This window comes from Rhizobium deserti, assembly GCF_004358025.1.
Taxonomy (GTDB): domain Bacteria; phylum Pseudomonadota; class Alphaproteobacteria; order Rhizobiales; family Rhizobiaceae; genus Neorhizobium; species Neorhizobium deserti.
Genome location: NZ_SMTL01000005.1, coordinates 208040 through 232885, shown reverse-complemented (window position 1 = coordinate 232885; position 24846 = coordinate 208040). Strand labels below are relative to the sequence as shown.

Genomic DNA, 24846 nt, shown 5'->3' with positions numbered 1-24846 from the left:
ACCTAAGTTTTCAGGGCTTTCAGCATGGGATGGATGGAGAACCGGCCCCTTTCGGCCTTGCCGGTCAGGTCTCGCAGGTATCCGCCCGGCGAACGAATGTCCTCGGCCCGCTCCAGGATGGCCGCGACGACGATTGCCGCGGGTACATCTCCCATGGCGTGCCGCGCAGAAGTCCAGGCGCTGGGACTTATCCCGAGCATGGAGCGGACGACCTCGGCCGCGGCCAGAATGTCGGCCCAGTTCTTGGCGCCGTTGCGTGTGTAATCGGCAATCTGTGGGCAGATATCGAGAAAATCCTTCAGACTAATTCCGATCGGCTTTCCGTCTCTAACGTTCCGGTGGGATGAACTTGCCTCTTTTGAGTCTTCTTGGCCGTTTATTTCAAGATATGGGTCTGTTTTTGAATTCTGAATGTGGTGCTCGGAAAAGGACTCATTGCCGCTCATTTCTTGTTCAGAAAGGCTATTTAGATAGGCGGTCTCCAACTCTACGCGCAGTTTGACCAAGGCTTCGCAGCGCTCTTTGAGGTCCGTCAGATCGCCATTTCGCGGTACGCGACCCGAAAGGGCCGTGAGGCGGTCCATGAACCCGAGCCATTCCCCTTGTCGGCCTTCACCCATCGCAGCTTCGATTGTCTTCGCTATATCTCGAAGATGCAGAGTGATTTCTGAGCGGACATGCGCGATCCGTTTCGCCCTTTCCCTTTCGGCTTCTGCCCGCGAAAAGATCTCTTCCGCACGAAGAGCCAAGGGGGCAAGATCGAAGCCGAACGCGTTTTCCACCTGCCCGCGATCGTCTCGCCGGCAGAACCGCTTGCCGTTGGCACTGTCGCGGCGGAATATGAAGCCCGCTTCGACCAAGGCTGCCAGATGGCGTCTCAGTGTCGCGGGAGACATTCCACGTGCACGGATTGAGAGTTCGGCATTGGACGGAAAGACGATAATCGCCTCCTTGCCATTGAGCTCCCTTTCCTGATGGAAGGTCGTCAGCGCCTCCAGAACGCTGATCGATCGGTCAGATAGGCCGTAGCTTTCCCGCGCTTCGATCAAAGCGCGAATCAACTGCCATTTGTCTGCCGTGCCCGTTTGATTACCACCTTCTGCGGTACGCAGCCGTTCCTGGCGGCGCTCCACTTCGGCTCGGAGGGCAAAATTTCTCGCGCTCATAGGCGCGCCGCCAAAAGGCGTCGTTGCCAGTCTTTCCACCATGTCCGTCTCCGTTCGGAGGCAAGCGCCCTTGGAAACGGCATGCGTCAGCCAAAAATCATCACGCTTCGAAGCGGCATTTCTGCCGTCGACTCTTGACTTTGGACATTGGAAGTGATTCTCTTGAACTGCTTAGATTGAAGAGGGCTTCCAGGACGGTGACGTTTTGGGGGCCTTTTTTCTTGCTCTCTTAGCTTCCTTTCTCGTGTCCATTAACCCTTGCGGGCAGTCGCCTATGACGGCCGTCAGTGCTTGTCGCCTGACCGGCTCGCCACAAAGGCCTGATATCGCTCCGCGAGCAGAGCCGCCGTATCTTCGATGAAAGCGGCCTCCACATCCGCTGCAAACTCAATGCGTCTGTTTTTTCCGTCGAGCTTGAGACGCGCAAATACTTTGCCATTGGCATCCTTGATCTCTTCCGGAAGAGAAGCCTCCGGCTTCTGGCGACGCGACAAGCGGTCGAACAGAAGCTGGAATCGACCGTCGCTGTCGGCGGCTTGAAACCGCTGATAATGCACTTCCTCCTTGGCCGCTTGTTGAGCCGGAGCAGTCTGCAGCAGTTCTCCAAGCTTCATCCAGCGATCGCGGCCAACCTTTGGCGCCGGGCCGATCAGCCGGATGAACTCGTCCGGGATGCTTTCCACCACGGCAAAAAGCCGCGACAGCTCGCTCTTTTGCACAGCAAGCGCGTCGCCGATGACTTTTCGATCGAAGCCGTGGCTGGCGAGGTTTTTGGCAAACACACTGCGCTCGATGAAAGACAGGTTGCGGCGCTCGGCATTCTCCTTGCCCTGCGCCAGCACCAGTTCGTCGTCCGACAGCGGCCGGACAATTGCCTTCACCTCGATGCCGAGTCTTGCAGCAGCCCGGACACGTCTATGTCCATAGGCAGTCTGATAACGCCCGGACTGATCCGGATGCGGGCGAAGCAAGACCGGCACCTGTTGCCCACCCTCGCGAATGCTATCCACCAACGCTGCAAAATCTTCGTCGTCGCGACCATCGAGCCTCAGCCTGTCTTCGACAATCGAGGAGTCGATCCGGTCTGGATGAACGGCAACAACACGTTCGCCCTCATTGAGGGCTTGGCGCAGAGCCCTCGCCTCCTCCGCTTCACGAGTCATCGCGCCGAGCGACAGCCCCATTGCCTTGACAGCGCCGGAAGCACTGCGCTGCGGCGGCACAGCCTCGCTCGGGCTGGAAAATTTCACCTCGTTCTGCTGTTCGGGCTTTGCTTCTGGCGCAAGAGGCTGCTCCGTCGGTGCAAGCCCTCCCCCGAATAATGCCCTCAACTCGTTCTTGCGGCTACCCGCCATTTGCCAAACCTTTATTCGCCTTACCTGTTCCAGGCTGCATGAATCAGGGTTTCAACCTCGCTATTGACCGCATTCATGGCTTCTAAAGCCCGGTCATAGGTGGCGCGTGTGAAATTCTCGCGCCCCACTTCGTAAAGCGTCTGCTTCGTCAGCCCTGCATCTGACACTGCCGTCGATTTCAGCATCGGCGCCGTCAGAACCCTGTCCCCGAACAGGGAGCGCATGAAGCCGACAATCTGGGCCTGCGGTCCGTCATTCGGTTCAAACCGGGTAACGAGATAGCGCAGGAAATCAAAATTGAGCGTGCCGCCGGCTTCGCGCACCACGGAGAGAAGATCGGACGTCATGAACAGGAACTGGTTCATGGAGGCGACGTCGAGCATTTGCGGATGTACAGTCACGATGACCGAGGTCGAGGCGCAAAGGGCTGCGAGCGTGAGGTAGCCGAGCTGTGGCGGGCAGTCGATCACCACCACATCGTAATCAGCTTCGACCGTTTGCAGCGCCGCCTGGATGCGGGCAAAAAAGAGCGGCCCGACATCCTTGCCGCTTTGACGGCTTGCAAGCGCCTGTGGCGTCACATGCTCGAATTCCTGCAGCTCGATATTGCCGGGAACCAGATCAAGGCCTGGGAAATAGGTGCCTCTGATCACATCCTTGAGAGGACGTTGCTCGTTATCGTAACGGATGGCACCGAACAGGGTGTCATTACCGGTCAGATCCAGTTCCGGCTGATAGCCGAAAAGCGCCGAAAGCGATGCCTGAGGATCGAGATCGATTGCCAGGACCCTATGGCCCGTCAGCGCCAGATACTGCGCCAGGTGCACGGCCGATGTCGTCTTGCCGGAACCGCCCTTGAAGTTGGTAACCGAAATCACCTGCAGATGTTCGCCATTGGCGGCATCGCGGTGCGGCAGATAAGAGCGGGCTTTGGCAAGATTTCCCTTTGCCGCAGCTTGGTCGGAAAGGTGGACCCGCAAAGCATCAATATCGGCGAGGGAATAGAAGCGCCGGCCACCGGCACCGGTCTCCGGCTGAGGCCCTTCTCCCGCCAAGGAAAGCTGGCGAAGATAGCCATCGGAAACGCCGATCAGCTTTGCGGCTTCGCCCGACGAAAAACTGCGAAGCGTTTTCGTCGAAGTGGGCGGAAACAGCCGCTCGCGCATTGCCTTCAACTGCTCTGACAGGGCGCGGGCATCTTTCGCGATCGCTTCATCGGCAAGAATAGCGGAAGCCTTGGCAGCCTCCATCTTACCCGATCCCGATTTTTTCGCCGATGCGACCATACCACATTCCCCTTCGTGCCAATCAGCTTGTTCTTTCACCGGAGGATAACCTACGGATGAAGCCAACTGGTTCGGCACTGCGATTCTCGCTCATATCTTATACGCCGCTGCACCAGACTAACAGTAAGCTTAGCTGGTTACGCCGGAACAAGAGATAAGCGAACTGCTCCGTTACAAGCTGTGGGCAGCTATGTGAGTCGCGTCAAGAGAAATGTTCCGACATAAGCTAGCAGGTCCCCTTGGCTGGAAGCCGCTCTCGCGATGGCACAGAGCGCTTGCCCACTGCCCGCAGCGGCGCTTACAACGCTCTTGCAATAGGACTGCGCCAAGCAGACTGAACCTATCATCATTTTCAAAGCGGGGACTGATCATGGAGCCAATCTGGGCTGTAGGCCTTATGACCGGGACCGTCTTGGACGGCAATATAGATGTGGCACTGCTGAAAACCGATGGAGAGCATGTCGAGGAATTTGGGATATACCGTCTGGCTCCCTATCCTGCGGACATTCGGGTTCTTCTGGAAGAAGCACTTCAGCAAGCTCGGCGGTGGAATTTCGACGGATTGGAACCGGCAATCTTTGCCAAGGCGGAGGCCGCGCTCACGCGAGCCCAATCACAAGCCGTCAAGGATCTGGTAGAGAGCGCCGGCTTGGCGATGAGCGACATCGGCATTGTCGGCTTCCATGGGCAAACCGTCTTGCATCGGGCGCCGACCAAAGCCAGGCTCGGCGATACGCGGCAACTGGGCGACGGGGAGCTGATGCATGCGATCCTCGGCACCAAGGTCGCTTATGATTTTCGCTCGGCAGACGTCCGGGCCGGCGGTCAGGGCGCGCCGCTTGCTGCCATCTACCATACGGCGTTGCTGCGAGACGTAGCCAAGGGCGGAGACATAGCCATCCTCAACCTGGGAGGCGTCGGCAATATCACCTGGTGGGACGGCAAGGACGAGATTATTGCCTTCGACACCGGCCCCGCCAACGCGCCGCTCAACGACTTCATCAAGATGCATGGGCTTGGCGAGATGGACGTCGATGGAGCGCTTGGAGCATCCGGTACGGTGGATGAGGAACGCCTCGTCAAACTTCTTCAGCATCCCTATTTCACTGCCCCCTTTCCAAAATCATTGGATCGAAACGACTTCACAGCGGCTATGGCCGAAGGCCTGAGCCCCGCCGATGGCGCCGCGACATTATCGGCCTTCACCGCATCGACCGTCGGGCGCGCACTGGAGCTGCTGCCCCACAGGCCAAGCAAGCTGATCGTCAGCGGTGGTGGGCGTCACAATCCGACGATCATGTCGATGATCGCGCAGCGCGCGGGCGTCGAAGCCGTTTCTGCCGACACGCTGGGCTGGCGCGGCGACGCAGTCGAGGCGGAATGTTTTGCTTTTCTCGCTGTGCGGGTTCTGCGCGGCTTGCCCATCAGCTTCCCTGCGACAACCGGCGCACCCAAGCCGATGACTGGCGGGAGAGTGGCAGGCTTGGCACTTTGATCCCTTCGCCAACACCCTACATAAGGGCGGCCGTTCCAGAAGGAAATGCTGTCATGCGCCGCTCTGCCAAGCCCTTTATCACGCTCCTTGCTCTAATCACTCTGGTTGCCGGACCGGCGTGGCCGCAACAGGCAGGCCCCGCAGATAGGCCTGGACAGCGTCAAGATCAAACCGATCGCGCCTCGGCGCGAGGCATATTTACTCTCATCCCGGCCGACACCACGACGCAGCATGTCCTTAAAGCACCGTCCGGGGATCTGCCTTATACGGCTACTGCGGGCACGCTTGATCTCTTCGGTCAGGATGGAGACCGGTCGGCCAAAATTTTCTACACAGCCTATGTGGCCAAGAGCCCGACTTACTCTCCTTCGGAGCGAGCAAGGCCCATCACCTTCGCCTTCAACGGCGGGCCAGGCGCGGCCTCGGCTTACCTGCATTTGGGTTTGGTCGGCCCAAAAATCCTGGAGTTCGGCGAGAACGGCAATGACGGCACCATGCCTGTCCTGAAGGACAATCCGGAAAGCTGGCTCGCATTCACGGATCTGGTGCTGATTGATCCGGTCGGAACGGGCTGGAGCCGGGCTGCCAATGACGATGCCGCCAAAAGCTTTTATGGCGTGCGTCAGGATGCCGATAGCCTGTCAACGGCCATTGCGCTCTATGTGCAGAAAAACAACCGTCTCGACGCACACAAATACCTGCTGGGTGAAAGCTATGGCGGTTTCCGGGCGGCCAAGGTCGCGGCCTCCCTGAAGAACACGCAAGGGATTCTCATCTCCAGCATCATCATGCTGTCGCCGCTGGTCGAAGGAAAGTTCCTCGCCAACTCGGACGACCCGTTGAGCGCAGCACTGCAGCTACCCTCGCTGGCAGCGGCCAAACTGGAGCATGAAAACCAGTTCACGCCCGAAAAGCTGGCCGATGCCGAGAGGTTTGCCATGAGCGACTATCTCGTCGGCTTGTCGGGCGCTGCGCCTTTCGGACAGGCGGCTGAGACCTTCTACGACCGCGTCGCGGGTCTAACCGGCATCCCCAAAAATATTGTGGCACAAACGCGCGGCTTCGTCGGCGACGTCTATGCAAAACAGATGGGCGGCCGCGGAAAGATCGTCAGCCCCTATGACGCCGCCTATGCAGTCCCAGACGCCTATCCGGAAGCCACTTACAACCGCAACGACGACCCGATCCTGGAAGGTTATACCCGCGCCTATGGTGCCGCCTTCGTGGCTTATGCGCGCAACGAACTCGGCTTTGCCAGCGACATGACCTACAATCTGTTGAACGAAGACGTGAACCGCAGGTGGGAATGGAATGGCAGCCGCGGTGGCGACAGCCGGTCGCTTGCCAGCGTCTCCACTGATATCCGCGACCTGTTGTCGGTCATCCCCTCATTCAAACTGCTGATCGCCCACGGCTATAGCGATGCGCTGACACCCTATGGGGCGAGCCGCTATGTTATCGACCATCTGCCGGCGGAGCTCGCAGCGGGGCGGACATGGCTCAAGCTCTACGGCGGCGGCCACATGTTTTATACCAAACCTCAATCGAGGCTCAGCTTTGCGAAAGACATCCGCGGCTTCTACGAAGGAAATCTGCCAAATTAACGCGAAGCTAAGCGCGGTAGATTCCCTCAAGACTTGCGAGGTCGGTCACTTTCAGCTCCGTTGGATCCATCTCGTTATGGCCCGACTTGAACCAAACGGCCGATTCTTTGATCCGGCTGCCATAGGGCTCCGGATAGCCACCAAGACCCAAGATCCATTGGCGGACGATTTCCCGATCCATCCTGCCGGTTGCATAGCGCTCATGAACCGCCTTCGCGGAGCTGATCAAGTCCTCGACCTTCTTCACTAATGCACCGCAGGCTCTGCGTCAGGTTCGCCAAAGAAGGAGCGGATGCCGTCGCGCTCGACCGTCGCCAAGAATTCGTCGAATGCCTCACGATCGGTGGCGAAAGGCTCCTCCCATGAGGTCACATCATCTTCTTCGGTGATGACTTCGAGCGTCCAGTCACCCTGGCTGCCGGCCGCACGGTAAATATCGACAAGCACTGTGATGTCGTCATCCGTGAACTCGCCGGCGAGTTCGGAGTGTTCGGTTTCAGGAAGGTCGTCAGGGCTTGTAGGCATCTTCAATCCGATCATAGACGTGGTCGTGCTTCGCTGATCGGAAACCTAGAAAGAGATTTGCTAAAGGATCAGCCAGATCCAGATATACCGCGTCCTGGCGTGGCTCCAAGCTGATATTAGCTGCCATACTGCTTACGCAATCTGGCCCGGCAAGAAAAGCCCGCCGAAGCGGGCTAGTAGCCAAGGCGTGCGGACTAACCCTGCCTTATTCGCATTCGACAATTTCGCAGGTGCTGTCCGAGGTGGTTCGGTTGGCACACTCGTTCAGAGCCCGTTCAATCGCAGAACCCTTGTCGTCATAATTGTAGCTATAGCCGTAGGAACCTTCCTCGGAGACAGCGATGCAGTCCCAAGCCATTGCAGGCGCAGCGGCTCCGGCAAGTGCCGTAACGGAGATAAGTGCGGCAAAGCCGATACGTGCGAACGTGTTCATGGTCAATGTCCTGTTGTGCTGGTTACTGGCAATCGGAAACGATGATCTGGCAGTTCGGGCAATCCTTGAGAGCCATCCGTTCCGCCGTCTTTGCGCTGGCGCCATAGCCAATGCCATAGTTGACGCGGTCGCCGGCGTAAGCGCCGCACTTCTCGAACCAGACAGCAACTTCGCAGCTGTCGTTGCCGACAGACTTGCATTCGCGCACGGCATTCCGCTCCGCTTCCTTGCGCGTTCCGCCCCAACCGACGCCGTAACCGGCCTCGCTAGCCGCCGTCCCCTGCGAGTCATTGACAGCAATAGCACCAAACGCCATGGCAGTTCCTGCCTGAGCGGAAAGAATAACCGCCAAAATAAGACCATAGAATTTTCTAGACATAAGTTTTCCCCTCATTTGAACCGCCACCCCAAGAGATTCTCGAATGGTTTCGATTCGATATTCTGAAGGATAGGCAATAGCAACTAGGGAAGAAGATGCACCCAAATATGATCGCAAGATTGCCTAATATTCATACTTAAACTGACATAACAACCTGCAGCCGCCATCAGTATTTGGCAATCGTCAAAAAATAAAGAGGCCTGGTGAGCCTCTTTATTAACGGATCAGCAGAAGACCGTATTTGTGGCTACGCGCGCTCCAAAGCAACAGCAATACCCTGCCCCACACCGACACACATGGTTGCCAAAGCTAGCTTGGCATCACGTATAGACAATTCCAGCGCGGCCGTTCCGGCGATACGGGCACCGGACATCCCGAGCGGATGGCCGAGCGCGATGGCGCCGCCGTTCGGATTGACATGTTCGGCATCTTCCGGAATTCCGAGCTGGCGCAAGGTCGCAATGCCTTGGGATGCAAATGCCTCGTTCAGCTCGACGATGTCGAAGTCTTTCGGAGACAGGCCGAGGCGGGCGCAAAGCTTTTCCGTGGCCGGTGCCGGGCCGATACCCATGACGCGTGGTGGAACGCCAGCGGCCGCGCCGCCCAGAATCCGGGCGATCGGCGTGAGGCCAAATTTCTTGACTGCGGCCTCGGAAGCAATGATCAGCGCGGCGGCCCCGTCGTTGACGCCGGAAGCATTGCCGGCGGTCACCGTTCCCCCCTCCATCTTGTTCACCGGCTTCAACTTCGCCAGGGCTTCCATGCTGGTGACGCGAGGATGCTCGTCCTTGGAGACGACCACTGGATCCCCTTTGCGTTGCGGCACGGTGACCGGTGTGATCTCCTTTTCCAGGCGCCCATTTTGCTGGGCAGCAGCTGCCTTGTTCTGCGAACGAACGGCAAAGGCATCCTGGTCCTGGCGCGAGACCTGGTAATCGATTGCGACATTGTCGCCGGTCTCCGGCATAGAATCGACGCCATATAATTGCTTCATCAGCGGATTGACAAAACGCCAGCCTATCGTCGTATCGTAGATTTCGGAATTTCGAGAAAATGCTGTTTCGGCCTTGGGCATGACAAACGGTGCCCGGCTCATGCTCTCGACGCCGCCGGCGATCACCAATTCGGCTTCGCCTGCCTTGATGGCGCGGGCAGCGGTGATGACCGCATCCATGCCCGAGCCGCAAAGACGGTTGATCGTCGTGGCGCTGACCGACTCCGGCAAGCCCGCCAGAAGCAGAGACATGCGGGCAACGTTGCGGTTGTCTTCACCGGCCTGATTAGCACAGCCGTAGATGACATCGCCGAGTGCTTCCCAGTCGACGGAAGGGTTGCGCTCCATCAGCGCCTTCAAGGGGACAGCCCCCAGATCGTCCGCGCGAACGGAGGACAGGGAGCCGGCAAAGCGGCCGATAGGCGTGCGGATATAATCACAGATAAAGGCTTCGGTCATGACTGATCCTTACAATTGTGGAACGACGAGGTCGGCGACGGAGCCATCCAAGTGCAGTCTGGCCCCCGTCATTGCCTGCAGTTCCTCAAGGCTCATGGCGGCAAGCTTCTCCCGAAGCACGAAGCGATCATCTTGAATGTCGATCACCGCATGGCTGGTGTAAACGCGCGTAATGCAGCCAACGCCTGTCAGCGGGAAGGTACATGCCTCGACGAGCTTCGGCTTTCCGTCCTTGGTGACATGCTCGGTAATCACGCAGACCTGCTTGGCACCATGAACAAGATCCATCGCACCACCAACCGCCGGCACGCCCTTGGCGCCCACCCGCCAATTGGCGAGGTCACCATTCTGGGCAACCTGATAGGCGCCAAGGATCGCGACATCCAGATGGCCGCCGCGGACCATGGCGAAGCTGTCGGCATGATGAAAGAATGCAGCACCCGGTTTCAGCGTCACCGCCTTCTTGCCGGCATTGATCAGATCCCAATCCTCTTCGCCTGGCGGAGGCGCCTCGCCGAAGTTCAGGATGCCGTTTTCGGTGTGGAAAATTGCCTGACGGCCAGGCGGCTGATAGCGGGCAACCATTTCTGGAAAGCCAATACCGAGGTTTACATAAGCGCCGTCTGCAATATCCTGCGCGGCCCGCCATGCGATTTGCGCATTGGACAGCTTGATGTCGTCACGGGTGTTGATGGGCTGTGCGTCTACGGTCATGCGTAAGCCACTCCGGCTCGAATGAGCTCTTCTTCCTGTTGCGGATTGGGGATCTCGACGACGCCGTCGACGAAGATGCCGGGGGTGACGACGTGTTCGGGATCGATGCCACCGGCGGAAACGATCTTGGATACCTGCGCGATCGTCCTGGTCGCTGCCATGCACATGAGCGGATTGAAGTTACGGCCTGCCTTGTTGTAGGTCAGGTTGCCGTAGGTGTCTGCCAGATGCGCCTTAACGATGGCCACATCGGCTTTCAGCCACCGCTCCTGAACGTAATGCCTGCCGTCAAATTCCGCGATCGGCTTGCCATTGGCAAGTTCGGTTCCATAGGCTGTCGGCGTGTAAAAGGCAGGGATGCCCGCGCCGCCGGCTCTTATGCGTTCTGCAAGCGTGCCTTGCGGCACAAGCTCGAGTTCGATCTCGCCAGCCAGATATCTGTCGGTAAACGCACGCGGGTCGGAAGACCGCGGAAACGAGCAGATCATCTTCTTGACCATGCCCGCATCGATCATGGCGGCGATACCGATGCGGCCGTTGCCGGCATTGTTGTTGATCACCGTGAGGTTCTTGACCCCCTTGTCGATCAGGGCGTGAATGAGCTCGATTGGCGCGCCGGAACCACCAAAGCCGCCGATCATGATGGTCATGCCATTTTCAATCCCAGAGACTGCTTCCGCCGCACTGCCGATTGTCTTGTCCATAAGGAACCTCGCCTTCGATGCGCCTGCCACTGATCACAGGCCGCGCCTCCTGACGACAGTGATACGAGGGGCAAAGCTAGACAGCAAGATCAATGTACGTTATTTGAGATTTGTTCATATACCGCACAAGGAGCCTCTGATGCCGGACGGCGATTTCCTCGGTGGCTTTGCCAAAGGTTTGAAGGTGATCGAGGCCTTTGGTGAAAACACGCCGAAACTCGCGATCTCTGACGTCGCCAAGGCCGCTGGACTTGACCGGGCCACCGCTCGCCGCTGCCTGCTGACGCTGTCGCAACTTGGTTACGCAGATTATGATGGTAAATTCTTCGCCTTGACGCCGAAGATTCTCAGGCTCGGCCACGCATATCTTTCGGCCACTCCCCTGCCTCAATTGGTTCAACCGTGTCTGGACAAGCTTTCGGCAGAGGTTGGCCAAAGCGCCTCGGTAAGCGTCCTTGATGCGACCGAAATTGTTTACGTTGCTCGCGCATCTCAGAGGCGGGTCATGTCGATCAATCTGATGCCAGGCAGCCGGCTTCCCGCCTATTGCGCATCCATGGGCCGGGTCCTGCTGGCAGCGCTTGGCGAAGAGGATGCGCGCACCATCCTCAATCAGACTATGTTGAAACCATTCACCCCCCACACGAAGACTGAAATCTCGGTTCTGATGAAAGAACTGACGGTCGTCCGTTTACAGGGTTTCGCAATTATTGATCAGGAACTGGAGCTGGGCTTGTGCTCTATCGCCGTGCCGCTGACCAATGGCCGCGGAAAAATCATCGCCGCGCTTAATATCGGTGCACCGGCGGCAAGCGTGCCTGCCGGCGAAATGGCAGGACGCTATCTGAAGCCACTACAGGCCGTCGCTGCCGCATTGCGTCCAATCCTATATTAGGACCCGTTACCGCCCCGCCAAGATCGATATCATTGAAGGGGGCGGGCCCAAGTCTAGCACGGTGGCTTTCTACTCAGGGATCTTGTTCGATAGTCCTCTGACCTGAACCGGCGAACCCGCTTCATTGGTGAAGGACGCCTCGATGCGACAAGGTTGCCCCATGTCTTCCCCTTGATGGATCACGATCTCCCCGTCATGGAGCACGCCCAGATCGCGGAGCATGCCTGCCAAGGCCGCCGCGGCCGCACCGGTGGCCGGATCCTCCAGGACGCCGCCAATTGCGAAGGCATTGCGGGCGTGAAAGACGCGTTCGCTTTCACGGAAGACGAACGCGACCGTTCCTATGGCGTGGTCCCGCATGAAAACCCGGCCGCGGGCAAGATCATAATGCATTCTCGTCAAGGCGGCCCGCGAACGGAGCGCAATGATCAAATGATTGGTACCGCCGTTTGCCTCGCAAGCGGGGATGTCCGGATCGAGATCAGTGTCCGAATAACCGAATATCTCGAACGCCTTGGCAAGTAGCGCCGGATCTGCAGGGGCGCTACGAGTTGGCGGAGACCGCAGGGCGCTCCACCAAACGCCCTCCTGCATGCCAGACTCCACTTCGATATCAGCATTGGCGAGCGAGAGGCGATAACGGCCAGGCCCATGCGTCTCACATAAAACGGCACCGAGAGCGATTGTCGCATGTCCGCAAAACGGAACCTCCGTCTCCGGCGAATAATACCGGAGGGTCCATGAGCCCTGGCCAGTTGGCGCGGCAAAGGCGGTTTCGGAATATCCGACTGTTGCGGCAATGGACTGCATCTCTGCTGGCAAAGGCAGTTTGGCGGCGAGCACCACGCCTGCCGGATTTCCGCCGCGCCCATCCTTGGTGAAGGCGGCGATCTTGTGAATATGCATGACTTTCCCTTCGGCTATTGCCTGACCTCTATCTTAGCCGATCGGGATCGTGTGCGTCCTTCTCCTTTCGAAAGCCGATGTGCTTTCTTGCTTCCAAAATGAAGCTGATAAAGCTATCTGCGCCTCCATGAAGAAAGTGCCGCTCGACGCGCGGGATCGCGCTATCATCGATGAGCTTTTAATGGACAGCCGCACGAGCCAGCAGGCAATGGCTCAACAGGTTGGCTTGTCTGCGCCTGCAGTTCGCGAACGGATTCGGCGCCTGGAGCAGGAGGATGTCATTGAAGCGTTCACCCTCGACATCAATTCACGGGCACTCGGCTACACGCTGGAGGCGCTAGTTCGCATAGAACCCTTGCCCGGCAAACTGCATATCGTCGAGCGTACGCTGCAGGATATGCCGGAGATCATCCACTGCGACGCAGTGACCGGAGATGACTGCTTTGTCGCACGGATGGTCTTGCGCGATATTCAGGATCTGAACAGGCTACTGCACCCCCTTCACGATAAGGCAAGGACCAATACCAGCATCATCAAAGGCACGCCAGTGCGCCGCAGGCGCCCGCCATTTGCCGACGAATAGCCAGACCTGACTTCATGGCTGTAGCCGACTCTTCGTGATCTTTCCAATTCGTGGTCACGGCTTAATGTAAAAAGCAGCCTCGGCACAGGCCGGGCTGCCGATCCTTCAGATTTTGGACCCGCTTACGGACCCTCGGTATGTCTGACGGAGGTGCCGGCAGGCTCTTCGCCAGTGGTGATTTGGGAGGCAGGCTTTGTCCTGGAAGTCTTGCCGGAAGAAACCTGACTGCCGGCCTGCTTGGTTCCGCCAATTGGCCTGCGGGCCTTCCGCGCCGGCACTGATTCACCAGCGTCGCTGGACTGAGACGTCGGTTCGGGTTCGCCCAGAACAGCAGTATTTTCCGTGATGATGTCAGCATCGGGATGATCAGAACCGATCTCTTCCCAGGCCGCTACCCAATGGCGAAAGTCTTCGCCCTCCGGGCGGCCTTCCTGCTCCCAAAGCGCATAAGCGCGCTCCCGAATTTGCTTTTCGCGATCGTCGTTCATCGAGCACTCCTCCTTGACCTATCGGTTCAAGAACAAGTCATCCGAAAATTGGTTCCTCGCCGCAGTCGCATGGGGCGGCGGCGAGGAAGGCGATCTGCCGTTCCCAAAGGCTGGTATCAGTGCTTTTCGCCGGTCTTCTTTTCCGCATGGCCGCCGAAGGCTGCACGGAGGGCCGATAGAACCTGGTTGGAATAGCGCTCATGTCCCTGCGACGAGAACCGCTGGAACAGGGCAGATGACAGGACCGGCAATGGCACGCCGGTGTCGATGCCGGCTTTTAGCATCCATCGCCCTTCGCCAGAATCAGACACGCGGCCACTAAAACCTTCCAGGGACGGGTCCTGCTTCAGCGACTGCGCCAGAAGATCCAGTAGCCAAGAGGACACGACACTACCGTGGCGCCAGACTTCTGCCACTTCACCCACGTCTATGTCGAACTGATAATATTGCGGATGCTGCAGCGGGCTGGTTTCGGCATCGACCGAGCGGGCCTGTTTGCCTGTATTGGCTGCCTTGAGAAGATTGAGGCCTTCTGCATATGCTGCCATCATGCCGTATTCAATGCCGTTGTGGACCATTTTGACAAAGTGACCGGAGCCGCTCGGGCCGCAATGGAGATAGCCGAGCTCGGAAGTCCGCAGGCTTTCAGCCTGTGGCGAACCGTCACCAGGCGCGAGCGACCGGAAGATCGGATCGAGACGTTCGACCGCTTCGTCCGGACCGCCGATCATCAGGCAATAGCCTCTTTCCAGCCCCCAGACGCCGCCGCTCGTGCCAACATCGATATAGTCGAGGCCCTTGTCAGAAAGCCGGGCCGCCCGGTCTATGTCATCCTGGTAGTTAGAATTGCCGCCGTCGATGATCACATCACCGGGTGCCAATAGATCGGACAGCGCAGCGAGCGTCTGATCGGTAATGGCTGCCGGCAGCATCATCCACACGGCTGCAGGCTTGCTAAGTTTGGCAACCAGATCCTGCAAGGAAGCGGCACCTGACGCGCCTTCACCTGCCAACGCATCAACGTTTGCGGAATTGACATCGTAGACGACGCATTCATGCCCGGCCCGCATGAGCCGGCGAACCATGTTCGCCCCCATGCGTCCCAACCCTATCATCCCAACTTGCATTGCTATTCCTTTCAAGGATACGGCTCTGCGATCGCGATAAAGACGCACTTGCGATCATGCAAGACATAACATCTCCCCAGCCGATTTAAAGCTAGCAGGAAGCAACCTCCGTCTCGAATTGCGGATGAATGGGTGTGGGCGGGAATGTCAGCACAAGACAACGTGATGCTTGACAAGGCTTCGAGAATATGAGAACAAAACATGAACACATCGGAGGCCACATGCATAGGACAGACGAAATTGTTGCACGCGCTCTTTCTATCGTGGCAGCATCAAAAGCGTTAAGGGAACGCCAGGAGCAACAGCGCCGGGAGATTTACGGTCGCATTGAATTGGCTAGCTTGAAGAAGCCTTACATCCCGAAGGGCATCCAGCTGCCGTTAAAGCTGCAATAATGTGCAAGACAAGCCGAAGCCTCAACTGGCTGTTGAGAAGACACTGTCACTGTCGTTGCTATCGTCAGCAGCGAATGGGAGGCAAATAGCCTCCCATTCGAGAATATCAGCAGGAAGCGCCGGTATTGCCAGCAGTGCCGGTAGTCGTAGTCGTAGACGACGTGGCGCCAGTTTGAGCGCCGGTGCTGCCGGTGCCTTGTTCTGCACTAGTGGGGCCGCAATTGGTGCGGCTGGAATCATTACCGCTGCTCTGAGACGAACCACCGGAGTTGCTTGAACCAGAATTGCCAGAGCCGGAAGACGATCCAGAACCGGAATTACCAGAACCGGAGGACGAGCCAGAACCGGAGTTACCCGAACCAGAGCTTTGTGCAACTGCGGCCGTTGCAAGGCCGAGCGAGAGTGCCGTTACGGCAAGAATCTTGGTGATCATTGGGTTTCCTCTTGTAGCTTGTTGTTTCCTACGAGGCATTAACCAGTGGATCGCCATAATGTTTCGTCCCTCCGCAATAAAACAGCAATAACGAAGATTAAAAGCAGGCTTGAGGAATCTTTGGCAGTCAAGATCAGCGCGAGCCACTATCAATAAGCTGACGCTAATATTATTATGCGCCAGTCTGGCTGCACTCGTGGGGATCATGCAGCGCGACTGGACAGGCGCTGGTATCCAGCGAACTTGACACCTTAACCTCGCCGCCCTTAGGGCTTTAAAAGCAGTCCGGCCTAAGGGGACGAGCGAGATCTGATGATCCGGATCAACGTGATCCGCGTCTTCATCAAATCTAATTTACACTGTTGCTGAGCCGCACTCGACTCCTACCACTCTCTCTTGCATCTTACACTAAATGTCGGAGAGTTCGAGTAATGTACTGCGAATGGGATGCGCCAACTGCGCGTAAAAATTATGTCCTTAAGATCCTGGCAGCATGGACTGCCGCGATCCTTGTCGCTGCCTTTCCGGTTCTTTTGGCTATCAATGCCGTGACGCTCTAGCGCCCAAAGTCTTATTCCGAGTTCGCGGAATCGTGCATAGATGCCCGTTGGTATCCCGAGTGACGGCATGGAACTCCAGCCGTCAATTTAAGAGCTACATAAGGTTAAACACCTTCCGGAAGCTCCGCTGGAAATCGCTGGGCCTTTTGTTACTGATCAGCTTGCTGACCCAAGCCGCGGGTCCCCCTTTGGGACAACTGAACTTCGGCCACTTTATCAGCCGTTTTCTCAAGAGCTTCTTTCCAATGGCAAATCGGCGGGGATGCCGCCGCCACGCTCTGCTTAGCCTAGCTTTCCTTCACGTCGTGACGACTCCACTGCGTGTCAGCGGCGAAAACAGAGCGAAGCAAGATAGGGCCAATGAGTTATCGCTGTTCCTGATAACCCTTCGAACGCCCGAACTGGCCATCGATGATGGTAAGTTCCGCGATTGCGATTGTTATTTAGCGACTGCTCACTTATTGCTTTTATCATCCAGGTGCTACGCTGAGGTGCAAGAATGCGGATCAATACGGAATAGTTGCCACTTGCGGAGTGGGCGGCCGGAAGACGTGTGGAACTTCCGTCCGCTCTTTTCCGTGTCAACAGTAGCACTTATGAAGTCAATCCGCCCGCTCCGGTTGCCCTGCTGGGGTCGACAGGTAGGTGATTGATCTCGAAACGCAGATCGAAGTGGTTGAGAGTCGCGGGCAATATTTTGGGATTGAGAACCGGTGACACCAGCCGGATGGCGACTCTGGAAATGACGGCGGCGAGGGTCAGGCTCGCCAGAAGCGGCACGAGATTATGGGCCGGACAGATGGCCCGACCGGCGCTGAATGGAACAAGCCCTTTGGCTGGAAGAGCGTTTCCGCTGTTCCAGGTCTCCGGATCCATCCGATGGGCGAGAACCCACCTTTCGTCGTCGCGATGGAAGAAGGGCGTAAAGATCAAGACTCCGGTGCCTTTGTCGATATCTTCCCCATCCACGCACCTTGCGTCGGTTATCTCCCGCAGTATCGCCGGTGTTGTCGGCCATAACCTCAGCGCTTCAAGCAGACATGTGCGAGTGAAGGGAAGATCGGGTGCATGCAACGATGCTTCATTTCTGGCTTGACGCAGGTAATGGGGATGGGTCGCCAAAAGTGCCAGGGTCTTAAAGGTCGCCATGCCTGTAGGGTCAAAAGCGAATAGCCATTGAGCCACTTGGCTTTCCGGATCAACATTTCTCGCCTTAGGGGCGGCTGCGAGCAGGCTGCCCGGCTCCGCCCGATCGACATACACCCGCAGCTTTTGTTGAAACGCCCGAAGCTGCCCTTCGTCCTTGCGCAGCAGGAAGGCCCAGTTGGCGCGCGAGCGCAGGCGGTTGACCTGCTGCGTTAACGCCTCGTCTTGGCGGCCACCGTCGCCAAGCACTACACGGCGAACGATGCGAAACCAGGCCGCAGAAAAGACATTCCAGTCAAGATGGCCAAACAGGCCAGATTTCTGACAGTCGAGGATACCCGCGATCTCTTCGTCGATGACTTCCTTGAACCGTTCAGCAAGTGGATGAATACGCTCCTGCGTCGCCAGCGCCTGCTCATGGTAAGGGCGCCGCATCACCCGCTCCGGCGGATCCGAGATCAGGACGTTGTTTGATTCCAGATGGGAGAGCGCTGCACGTTTCTCGCGTGTCGCAGTTGCGAAGGGATCCGGCGAGGATTGGAGCACATAGTCGACGTCCTCAGGCGCAAGCAAAAGCAGGTCCGGACGATAAGGGATCCTCAAGAGAAGCGGTTGGCTTCCGTATTTCCTACGAAGCCGTTGCAGCAGCTTTACAGCCCGCAAGTCCAGGTTCAGCCGCGCCGCCCATCTCTCGGCCCAGGGGCGTCGGATGATCACCCCTCTGGCAAAAATCGGAAGAACAATGGTCGACAAAACCAGAACCGTGTCCAGCACTGTCGCCCGACTGATAGACTGAAAGCTTAACCGAGATGACAACAAATCGTGCTGCAGCACCCGTGCCGGCGACGCCGAAGATGTCATTGCTGATTTACCCACCACGCCTGCTTTCCCGCAGCAACCGCGGAAAAAGCTGCCAATTACCGAGCTTTAGCTCTTGATCCTCGAACCGGCTCCGGCTGAGAAAGTTCCGGCAAATTAAGTCATTCGAGGCAAGTGGAATGTGGGCACGCAAAAGCCATTTGACACGATACGGATAGCGGCTATTCTATTATAAAAGTTTATATAACATAATTGTGGAACAGTTAACGGGGAACAATCATGAAGCTGAAACTGGCATTCCTTCTCGCAAGCGCCCTTATTGCCGCACCTAACATGGTAGCAGCACAAGAAAAGGGCGGCGTTATCAACGTAGCCACCATCGGCGAGCCGCCGACACTGGATCCCATGGTATCGACAGCTGACCTGGTCGGGATCGTCACCCAGCACATTTTTGAGACTCTCTACACTTTCGACAAGAATTGGAAGGTCACGCCGCTCCTGGCCGAGAGCCTTCCGTCGATCAGCGCCGACGGCAAAACCTACACGATCAAGCTGCGTACGGGCATCAAATTTCACGACAACAGCGACATGACCAGCGAAGACGTCGTTGCTTCGATCAATCGGTGGCTGAAGCTCGCGTCCCGCGGCAAGCAGGTGGCCGGCTTTGTCGATAGTGTCGGCACAACCGATCCCGCGACTGTGACGATCATCCTGAAACAACCCTATGCCCCGCTCACCTCGCTGCTGGCCTTCAACAATTCCGCAGCAATCATCATCCCGTCGGAAAAACAGGCTGACACGATGACTGATTTTGTCGGCTCAGGCCCCTACATGTTGAAGGAGCGCAAGGCGGACCAGTATATCCAGCTCGTGCGCTTCAAAGACTACAGGTCGCGCACCGGTCAAAGTGATGGATACGGCGGCGCCCGCCACCAGTATCTCGATGAAATCCGTTTCGTACCGGTTCCTGATCCGAATACGCGCGTCGAAGCCGCGGTCTCTGGGCAGTATGATTACGTCGATTCTCTTCCGGTCGAGTCCTTCGACAAAATCAAGTCTTCCAAGGCATCGCAGCCTGTTCTCCTGAAGCCCTTTGGCTACCCGATCTTCGTGTTCAACACGGCCGAGGGTGCTACCAAGAACGTTGCTGTGCGCAAGGCCATTCGGCAGGCGCTCAGCATGGAAGACATGATGGCGGCCGCATTTGGCAGCCAGGATTTCTATGCGCTTAACGGCAATATCTACCCAGGCAATTTCGTTTGGAGCTCGGATGCCGGCGTTGCCGGCAACTATAACGTGGCCGATACCGAGGCCGCAGCAAAGGCCGCGAAGGCTGCCGGGTATAACGGCGAACCGATCCGCATTCTCACCAGTCGCCAGTATGAATTTCATTACAAGATGGCGCAGGTCGCCGCAGAGTACTTGAAGCTAGCTGGCTTCACCGTCGACATGCAGGTCGTCGACTGGGCGACACTGACCCAGCGCCGCACCGACAAAGGCCTTTGGGATATTTACATTACCCACAGCCCGTTCCTGCCTGAACCGGCTTTGATCGGCTCCCTCTCGACGAGTTCGCCGGGATGGTGGGACACGCCTGCCCGAAAGGCAGCCGTTGATGCTTTTACCTCCGAGGTGAACCCAGACAAGCGTATCGCTCTTTGGGCGAATGTCCAGAAGACCATGTATGATGAAGTACCCTATATCAAGATCGGCGATTTCAATGCCGTTGCAGCGAAATCGACCAAGCTCGAAGGCGTTGATCCTGCCCCTTGGCCGTATTTCTGGAACGCGTCCGTGAAAAAGTAGGCACGCGCAATGCGGATGCCGGCGGACATGAAGTTGTCGTGCCGGCATCGCTTTTCGTGCCTGTCCGCCCGCGGACATAGGAAATTTGCTCCATGATACGTTACATTCTTCAGCGCCTTGCGGGCATGATCCTGGTCATGTTCCTCGTGGTGACGATCGTGTTCATCATCGTACGGGTCACGCCCGGCGATCCTGCTGCGGTCATGCTCGGGCCGGATGCTACTCCCCAAGATGTGGCCGAACTACGGTCCCGCCTCGGGCTCGATCAGTCGATTGGTCTGCAGTATTTCTTCTACCTCGCGCAATTGCTGAGAGGCGATCTCGGCCAGTCGATTTTCTTGAACATGCCGGTTGCCTCAGCCTTGCTCGATCGCGCCGAACCGACCTTCTTTCTGACGTTGTTCTCGCTTGCGATCGCCAGCGTCATCGCATTGCCGATCGGCATCTATGCAGCATACCGGCGCGGCTCGTTTATCGACCAGGCCGCGACAACTATTGCCATGCTGGCCGCCAGCATTCCCAGCTTCTGGCTCGGATTGATCCTGATGCAGATCTTCGCCGTACGGCTCAATCTGTTCCCGGTGTCCGGCTATGGCGGCCCCGGTTCTTCCTTCTTTGACCGCATGTACCACCTGACCTTGCCAGCCTTCGCGCTCGGCCTTGTGTCTTCGGCACTGATCTTGCGCTTTACGCGCGCCTCGATGCTCGATGTCCTTGGCGATGATTATGTTCGCACGGCCCGCGCAAAAGGATTAGCCGAACGTCACGTCGTGCTAAGGCACGCGCTGAAAAACGCCCTCATCCCGATCCTGACCGTATTGGGCCTGACCGCTGCCGTATTGATATCGGGCGCGGTGGTCACCGAAACGGTGTTCGGTCTTCCCGGCGTCGGCAATCTGGTGGTGTCGGCGGTGCTGAGGCGCGACTATCCGGTCATCCAGGGGGCACTTCTCGTGATCGCCGCGATCTATGTTTTCATCAATTTTGTGATCGACATGCTTTACCTGCTGGTGGATCCGAGGGTGCGCTACTGATGGCAGTGATCAGCGATACCATGCCAGCTGCAAGCGAAACCTGGCGTTTCATCCGTCGACTCCTCAAGCGGCGCACCGTGGCGATTGGCGTCTTGATCCTGGCGCTCTTCATCGGCTTGGCCATACTGGCTCCTTGGGTCAGCCCCTACTCGCCGTCCAAGCTTTCCATCGTCAATCGCCTGAAGGCGCCGAGCGGGACCTTTTGGTTCGGCACGGACGAATTCGGCCGCGATGTCCTATCGCGCACCATTTATTCCGGTCGGCTTTCGCTGCTGGTTGGAGCTTCGGTCGTCACTCTGTCGGCGGTGATAGGCGTAGCGCTGGGCCTGCTCGCCGGCTTCTTCCGCCGCCTTGATGCGCCCATCGCCCGCCTGATCGACGCTATGATGGCTTTCCCCGACATCCTTCTTGCCATAGCCCTGGTGGCGGCGCTCGGACCTTCCCTACTGACGGTAATCATTGCACTCGCCATTGTTTACTCGCCACGCTTGGCGCGAACCGTACGTGCCTCGACCTTGGTTATCCGCGAACTACCCTATGTGGAGGCGGCGCAGGCGCTCGGCATCTCGACCTTCCACATCATGACCCGGCATGTGTTGCGCAATCTCCTGTCTCCCATACTGGTGCAGGGCACCTTCCTGTTTGCCAGCGCCATGCTTGCTGAAGCCGGCCTGTCATTTCTCGGCCTGGGCGTTAGTCCGGAAATCCCCACCTGGGGCACGATGATTGCCGCCGGTCGCCAATATGTCGGGCAAGCCGACTGGATGACCTACTTTCCCGGCTTTGCCATCATCCTCTCGGTGCTCTCGCTGCAAATGGTCGGCGATGGCCTTCGCGATATGCTCGATCCAAGACTTCAAAGGGATTTGTAATCATGACTTCCGGTGAACAAGCGAAGCCGCTTCTCCTCGCCAACGTCCGGCCGATGGCCTTCCGGCAAGACACGGTGCATAAGACGACTGATATTCTGGTCGGCGCCGATGGCAAGATCTCGGCGATCGGTCCGTCGCTGGCCGCTCCCGCCGATACGATCCGCGTCGACGGCAAGGGCGGCTGGATCTCGCCCGGCTGGGTCGATCTGCACGTGCATATCTGGCATGGCGGAACCGATATCTCGATCCGCCCGTCCGAATGCGGCGCCGAGCGCGGCGTCACGACGCTGGTCGATGCAGGCTCCGCTGGCGAGGCCAATTTCCACGGCTTTCGCGAGTACATCATCGAGCCCGCCAAGGAGCGCATCAAGGCATTCCTGAACCTTGGCTCGATCGGCCTCGTCGCCTGCAACCGCGTTGCCGAACTGCGTGATATCCGGGATATCGATCTCGACCGAATCCTCGAATGCTACGCTGAAAACAGCGAGCATATCGTCGGCATCAAGGTACGCGCGAGTCACGTGATCACCGGCTCCTGGGGCGTCACGCCGGTGAAGCTCGGCAAGAAGATCGCCAAGATCCTTAAAATTCCGATGATGGTGCATGTCGGCGAGCCGCCGGCGCTCTATGATGAAGTGCTCGAAATCCTAGGCCCCGGCGACGTCGTCACCCATTGCTTCAACGGCAAGGCCGGTTCGAGCATCATGGAGGACGAGGACCTGTTCAACCTGGCCGAACGCTGCGCCTCCGAAGGTGTCCGTCTCGACATCGGCCATGGCGGCGCCTCCTTCTCATTCAAGGTGGCGGAGGCGGCCATCGCCCGTGGCCTGCTGCCGCATTCCATCTCGACCGACCTGCACGGCCATTCGATGAACTTTCCGGTCTGGGACCTAGCGACGACAATGTCGAAGCTCCTGTCGGTCGGCATGCCGTTCGATAAGGTCGTCGAGGCAGTCACGCACGCACCGGCCGAAGTCATCAAGCTCGATATGCAGGATCGATTGTCGGTCGGTCAGCGGGCCGACTTCACGATCTTCGACCTTGTGGATTCCGACCTTGAAGCAACAGACTCCAACGGCGACGTTTCGCAGCTGACGCAATTGTTCGAGCCACGTTATGCGGTCATAGGTTCGGAAGCGATTACGGCCAGCCGATACATCCCGCGGGCCCGCAGACTTGTCCGTCATAGCCATGGCTATTCCTGGCGGTAAGCTGCCGCCTTCTAAGCCTCTGAAATTGTAATCCAGGAGCCCACGTGAACACGTCTCCCGCAAAAGTCTCCAGCGCCGCTGTATCGCCGTATGACCGGCTCGCTTCCCTCGGAATCGAGCTTCCGCCTTCACCGCCGCCGATCGCCAATTTCGTGACGCATGTGCGCGAAGGCAATCTTCTTTATCTTTCGGGGCAAGGGCCTCGTGAGGCGAATGGCCACCTTCATTCCGGCAAGGTTGGGGGCGGCGTCAGCATCAATGAAGCCTATGGGCACGCGAAGCTTACAGGTATCAACCTGCTCGCTGTCATGCATGAGGCCCTGGGTGATCTCTCGAAGGTCAAGCGGATCGTGAAGCTGCTGGGAATGGTCAATGCAGTCCCGGAGTTTGCGGATCATCCGCAGGTCATCAACGGCTGCTCGGATCTGTTCGTCCAAGTCTTCGGGGAGGCAGGCCAGCATGCTCGCTCGGCGGTCGGCTTCGGCTCTCTTCCCGGAAATATCACGGTGGAAATCGAGGCCATCGTTTCGCTGGTTGATTAGCGGGTAAGGAAGATCTTAATGGCTGCGCCAGCCCATCAGCCTTTCGATTCTTTCGGCGGAAGCACGCACTTGGTCGATGTAAGGATTTTCACCGGAGAAAGCCTTCTGCTCGGGCAGAACGATGGAGATGGTTGCAACGCATTCGCCGTCACGACCGCATATGGGAGAAGCAATGCAGGCAACCGCATAATCCGACTCTCCCGCCTGGATCGACAATCGCTCGTCGAACGCGGCCGCCGCCGCTTGCGCAAGGCTCCGCGGATCCACCTCGGCTCGGCCTGTCGGAGACGTGCGGGCGCAGCGCTTGAAGAGTTCCAATCTTTCCGCCTCCGGCAGATGGCCGACCAGAAGTCGACCCGATGCTGTCCAGTTCAAGGGCACTCGGGTGCCGACCCGCGACGTCACCTGGAAATGGCTCGGTCCATCCGCCATGGCGAGGACGAGCATGTGGTCATTATCGCGGCCACAAAGCTGAACCGTTTCTCCCGCTTGGCGGCAGAGATCGTGCATTTCGTGCGTCGCGACGCTCATGAAGTCGAGAGAACGAGCATAGGCAAGCCCGTAATGATAAAGCCGCGGGCCGAGCCATATGCTGCCGTCGCCGTTGCGAGCCAGCATATTCTTTCCCACCAGATCATCGATGATCACATAGACGGTGGAAAGTGGCGCCTTCACGGCCTTGGCGATCGCATAGGCGCCAGCCGGAGCTCCGGTTTCGTAGAGGTAGTCGATCACCTGCAAGGCACGGTCAATGCCGCTGACGCGGGAGCGCCGGCCTTCAGCTTGGGCCCGGGCTTCATCAACTTCGGGCTGGCTTACGGGTGACGTCATGAGGTTCATCGCTGCGCTCCTGTCGAACTAAGAGGGCTATTACATTATTGTGGCATAGGTGTCGATGTGAATCGCGCCTGACAC

The 24846-nt window shown here is 57.9% G+C and carries 25 protein-coding genes; 10 read left to right on the top strand and 15 right to left on the bottom strand.

Annotated features, from left to right (window positions below):
• Positions 1-2: 2 nt before the first annotated feature.
• From repC to repA, 3 genes are all read right to left on the bottom strand, one after another.
• Positions 3-1208: a plasmid replication protein RepC gene (repC, locus tag E2F50_RS18520; protein ID WP_133317649.1), complete on the bottom strand. Its 1206-nt coding sequence runs from the start codon at positions 1206-1208 to the stop codon at positions 3-5.
• Between the two features lie 242 nt (positions 1209-1450).
• Positions 1451-2521 (bottom strand): plasmid partitioning protein RepB, encoded by a 1071-nt coding sequence (gene repB / locus E2F50_RS18515; protein ID WP_133317648.1) that lies wholly within the window; start codon positions 2519-2521, stop codon positions 1451-1453.
• A 20-nt stretch (positions 2522-2541) separates the two neighbouring features.
• Entirely contained in the window at positions 2542-3771 is a 1230-nt protein-coding gene (gene repA / locus E2F50_RS18510) for a plasmid partitioning protein RepA (protein WP_133317647.1), read from the bottom strand.
• A gap of 406 nt (positions 3772-4177) precedes the next feature.
• On the opposite strand from repA, the gene E2F50_RS18505 reads away from it, so the two are divergent.
• Positions 4178-5302 carry an anhydro-N-acetylmuramic acid kinase gene (locus tag E2F50_RS18505; RefSeq protein WP_133317646.1) on the top strand — a complete coding sequence of 375 codons (1125 nt, stop codon included), beginning with the start codon at positions 4178-4180 and terminating at the stop codon, positions 5300-5302.
• 53 nt (positions 5303-5355) lie between these two features.
• Positions 5356-6906, top strand: a complete 1551-nt coding sequence (locus E2F50_RS18500; protein ID WP_133317645.1) for a S10 family peptidase — start codon at positions 5356-5358, stop codon at positions 6904-6906.
• Positions 6907-6913: 7 nt separating this feature from the next.
• On the opposite strand, the gene E2F50_RS18495 is transcribed toward E2F50_RS18500, so the two are convergent.
• The 7 genes from E2F50_RS18495 to E2F50_RS18465 all read right to left on the bottom strand — a co-directional run bounded on the left by E2F50_RS18495 (position 6914) and on the right by E2F50_RS18465 (position 11114).
• Entirely contained in the window at positions 6914-7135 is a 222-nt protein-coding gene (locus tag E2F50_RS18495; protein ID WP_245515466.1) for a hypothetical protein, read from the bottom strand.
• A 17-nt stretch (positions 7136-7152) separates the two neighbouring features.
• Positions 7153-7431, bottom strand: coding sequence for a hypothetical protein (locus E2F50_RS18490; protein WP_133317643.1), 279 nt, complete (start codon positions 7429-7431; stop codon positions 7153-7155).
• A 205-nt stretch (positions 7432-7636) separates the two neighbouring features.
• Positions 7637-7864 carry a DUF4189 domain-containing protein gene (locus E2F50_RS18485; RefSeq protein ID WP_161974232.1) on the bottom strand — a complete coding sequence of 76 codons (228 nt, stop codon included), beginning with the start codon at positions 7862-7864 and terminating at the stop codon, positions 7637-7639.
• 22 nt (positions 7865-7886) lie between these two features.
• Positions 7887-8243 carry a DUF4189 domain-containing protein gene (locus tag E2F50_RS18480; protein WP_161974230.1) on the bottom strand — a complete coding sequence of 119 codons (357 nt, stop codon included), beginning with the start codon at positions 8241-8243 and terminating at the stop codon, positions 7887-7889.
• 247 nt (positions 8244-8490) lie between these two features.
• The gene (pcaF, locus tag E2F50_RS18475; RefSeq protein ID WP_133317640.1) at positions 8491-9696 is read right to left on the bottom strand and encodes a 3-oxoadipyl-CoA thiolase; all 1206 of its coding nucleotides are present in this window, start codon (positions 9694-9696) and stop codon (positions 8491-8493) included.
• A gap of 9 nt (positions 9697-9705) precedes the next feature.
• Entirely contained in the window at positions 9706-10410 is a 705-nt protein-coding gene (locus E2F50_RS18470; protein ID WP_133317639.1) for a CoA transferase subunit B, read from the bottom strand.
• Positions 10407-11114, bottom strand: a complete 708-nt coding sequence (locus E2F50_RS18465; RefSeq protein ID WP_133317638.1) for a 3-oxoacid CoA-transferase subunit A — start codon at positions 11112-11114, stop codon at positions 10407-10409. The genes E2F50_RS18470 and E2F50_RS18465 overlap by 4 nt, the downstream gene beginning before the upstream one ends.
• 139 nt (positions 11115-11253) lie before the next feature.
• Between E2F50_RS18465 and E2F50_RS18460 the strand changes: the two genes are divergently transcribed.
• The gene (locus tag E2F50_RS18460) at positions 11254-12009 is read left to right on the top strand and encodes an IclR family transcriptional regulator (protein ID WP_133317637.1); all 756 of its coding nucleotides are present in this window, start codon (positions 11254-11256) and stop codon (positions 12007-12009) included.
• A gap of 69 nt (positions 12010-12078) precedes the next feature.
• On the opposite strand, the gene E2F50_RS18455 is transcribed toward E2F50_RS18460, so the two are convergent.
• Positions 12079-12915, bottom strand: coding sequence for a PhzF family phenazine biosynthesis protein (locus tag E2F50_RS18455; protein ID WP_133317636.1), 837 nt, complete (start codon positions 12913-12915; stop codon positions 12079-12081).
• Positions 12916-13042: 127 nt separating this feature from the next.
• On the opposite strand from E2F50_RS18455, the gene E2F50_RS18450 reads away from it, so the two are divergent.
• Complete coding sequence (locus E2F50_RS18450) at positions 13043-13498, top strand: Lrp/AsnC family transcriptional regulator (RefSeq protein ID WP_133317635.1); 456 nt, start codon at positions 13043-13045, stop codon at positions 13496-13498.
• Between the two features lie 122 nt (positions 13499-13620).
• Here E2F50_RS18450 and E2F50_RS18445 read toward each other — a convergent pair whose 3' ends face one another.
• Positions 13621-13986 carry a DUF2934 domain-containing protein gene (locus E2F50_RS18445; RefSeq protein WP_133317634.1) on the bottom strand — a complete coding sequence of 122 codons (366 nt, stop codon included), beginning with the start codon at positions 13984-13986 and terminating at the stop codon, positions 13621-13623.
• A gap of 116 nt (positions 13987-14102) precedes the next feature.
• Positions 14103-15113 (bottom strand): phosphogluconate dehydrogenase (NAD(+)-dependent, decarboxylating), encoded by a 1011-nt coding sequence (gene gnd, locus E2F50_RS18440; protein WP_133317633.1) that lies wholly within the window; start codon positions 15111-15113, stop codon positions 14103-14105.
• 221 nt (positions 15114-15334) lie between these two features.
• Here gnd and E2F50_RS23270 point away from each other — a divergent pair, with 221 nt between their 5' ends.
• Positions 15335-15508, top strand: coding sequence for a hypothetical protein (locus E2F50_RS23270; RefSeq protein ID WP_202615480.1), 174 nt, complete (start codon positions 15335-15337; stop codon positions 15506-15508).
• A 1587-nt stretch (positions 15509-17095) separates the two neighbouring features.
• Here the strand turns inward: E2F50_RS23270 and E2F50_RS18430 are convergent.
• Positions 17096-18421 carry a cytochrome P450 gene (locus E2F50_RS18430; protein ID WP_245515465.1) on the bottom strand — a complete coding sequence of 442 codons (1326 nt, stop codon included), beginning with the start codon at positions 18419-18421 and terminating at the stop codon, positions 17096-17098.
• Between the two features lie 324 nt (positions 18422-18745).
• Here E2F50_RS18430 and E2F50_RS18425 point away from each other — a divergent pair, with 324 nt between their 5' ends.
• The 5 genes from E2F50_RS18425 (at position 18746) to E2F50_RS18405 (ending at position 23931) form a co-directional block, all read left to right on the top strand.
• The gene (locus tag E2F50_RS18425) at positions 18746-20272 is read left to right on the top strand and encodes an ABC transporter substrate-binding protein (RefSeq protein WP_133317630.1); all 1527 of its coding nucleotides are present in this window, start codon (positions 18746-18748) and stop codon (positions 20270-20272) included.
• A 92-nt stretch (positions 20273-20364) separates the two neighbouring features.
• On the top strand, positions 20365-21306 hold the full coding sequence (locus E2F50_RS18420) for an ABC transporter permease (RefSeq protein WP_161974228.1): 942 nt from the start codon (positions 20365-20367) through the stop codon (positions 21304-21306).
• Positions 21306-22178 (top strand): ABC transporter permease, encoded by an 873-nt coding sequence (locus tag E2F50_RS18415; protein ID WP_133317629.1) that lies wholly within the window; start codon positions 21306-21308, stop codon positions 22176-22178. Before E2F50_RS18420 ends, E2F50_RS18415 begins: the two co-directional genes overlap by 1 nt.
• 2 nt (positions 22179-22180) lie before the next feature.
• Positions 22181-23389: an amidohydrolase/deacetylase family metallohydrolase gene (locus E2F50_RS18410; RefSeq protein ID WP_133317628.1), complete on the top strand. Its 1209-nt coding sequence runs from the start codon at positions 22181-22183 to the stop codon at positions 23387-23389.
• 44 nt (positions 23390-23433) lie between these two features.
• The gene (locus E2F50_RS18405; RefSeq protein ID WP_133317627.1) at positions 23434-23931 is read left to right on the top strand and encodes a RidA family protein; all 498 of its coding nucleotides are present in this window, start codon (positions 23434-23436) and stop codon (positions 23929-23931) included.
• Between the two features lie 15 nt (positions 23932-23946).
• Here the strand turns inward: E2F50_RS18405 and E2F50_RS18400 are convergent, their stop codons facing one another.
• Complete coding sequence (locus E2F50_RS18400; RefSeq protein WP_133317626.1) at positions 23947-24771, bottom strand: IclR family transcriptional regulator; 825 nt, start codon at positions 24769-24771, stop codon at positions 23947-23949.
• Between the last annotated feature and the right edge of the window lie 75 nt (positions 24772-24846).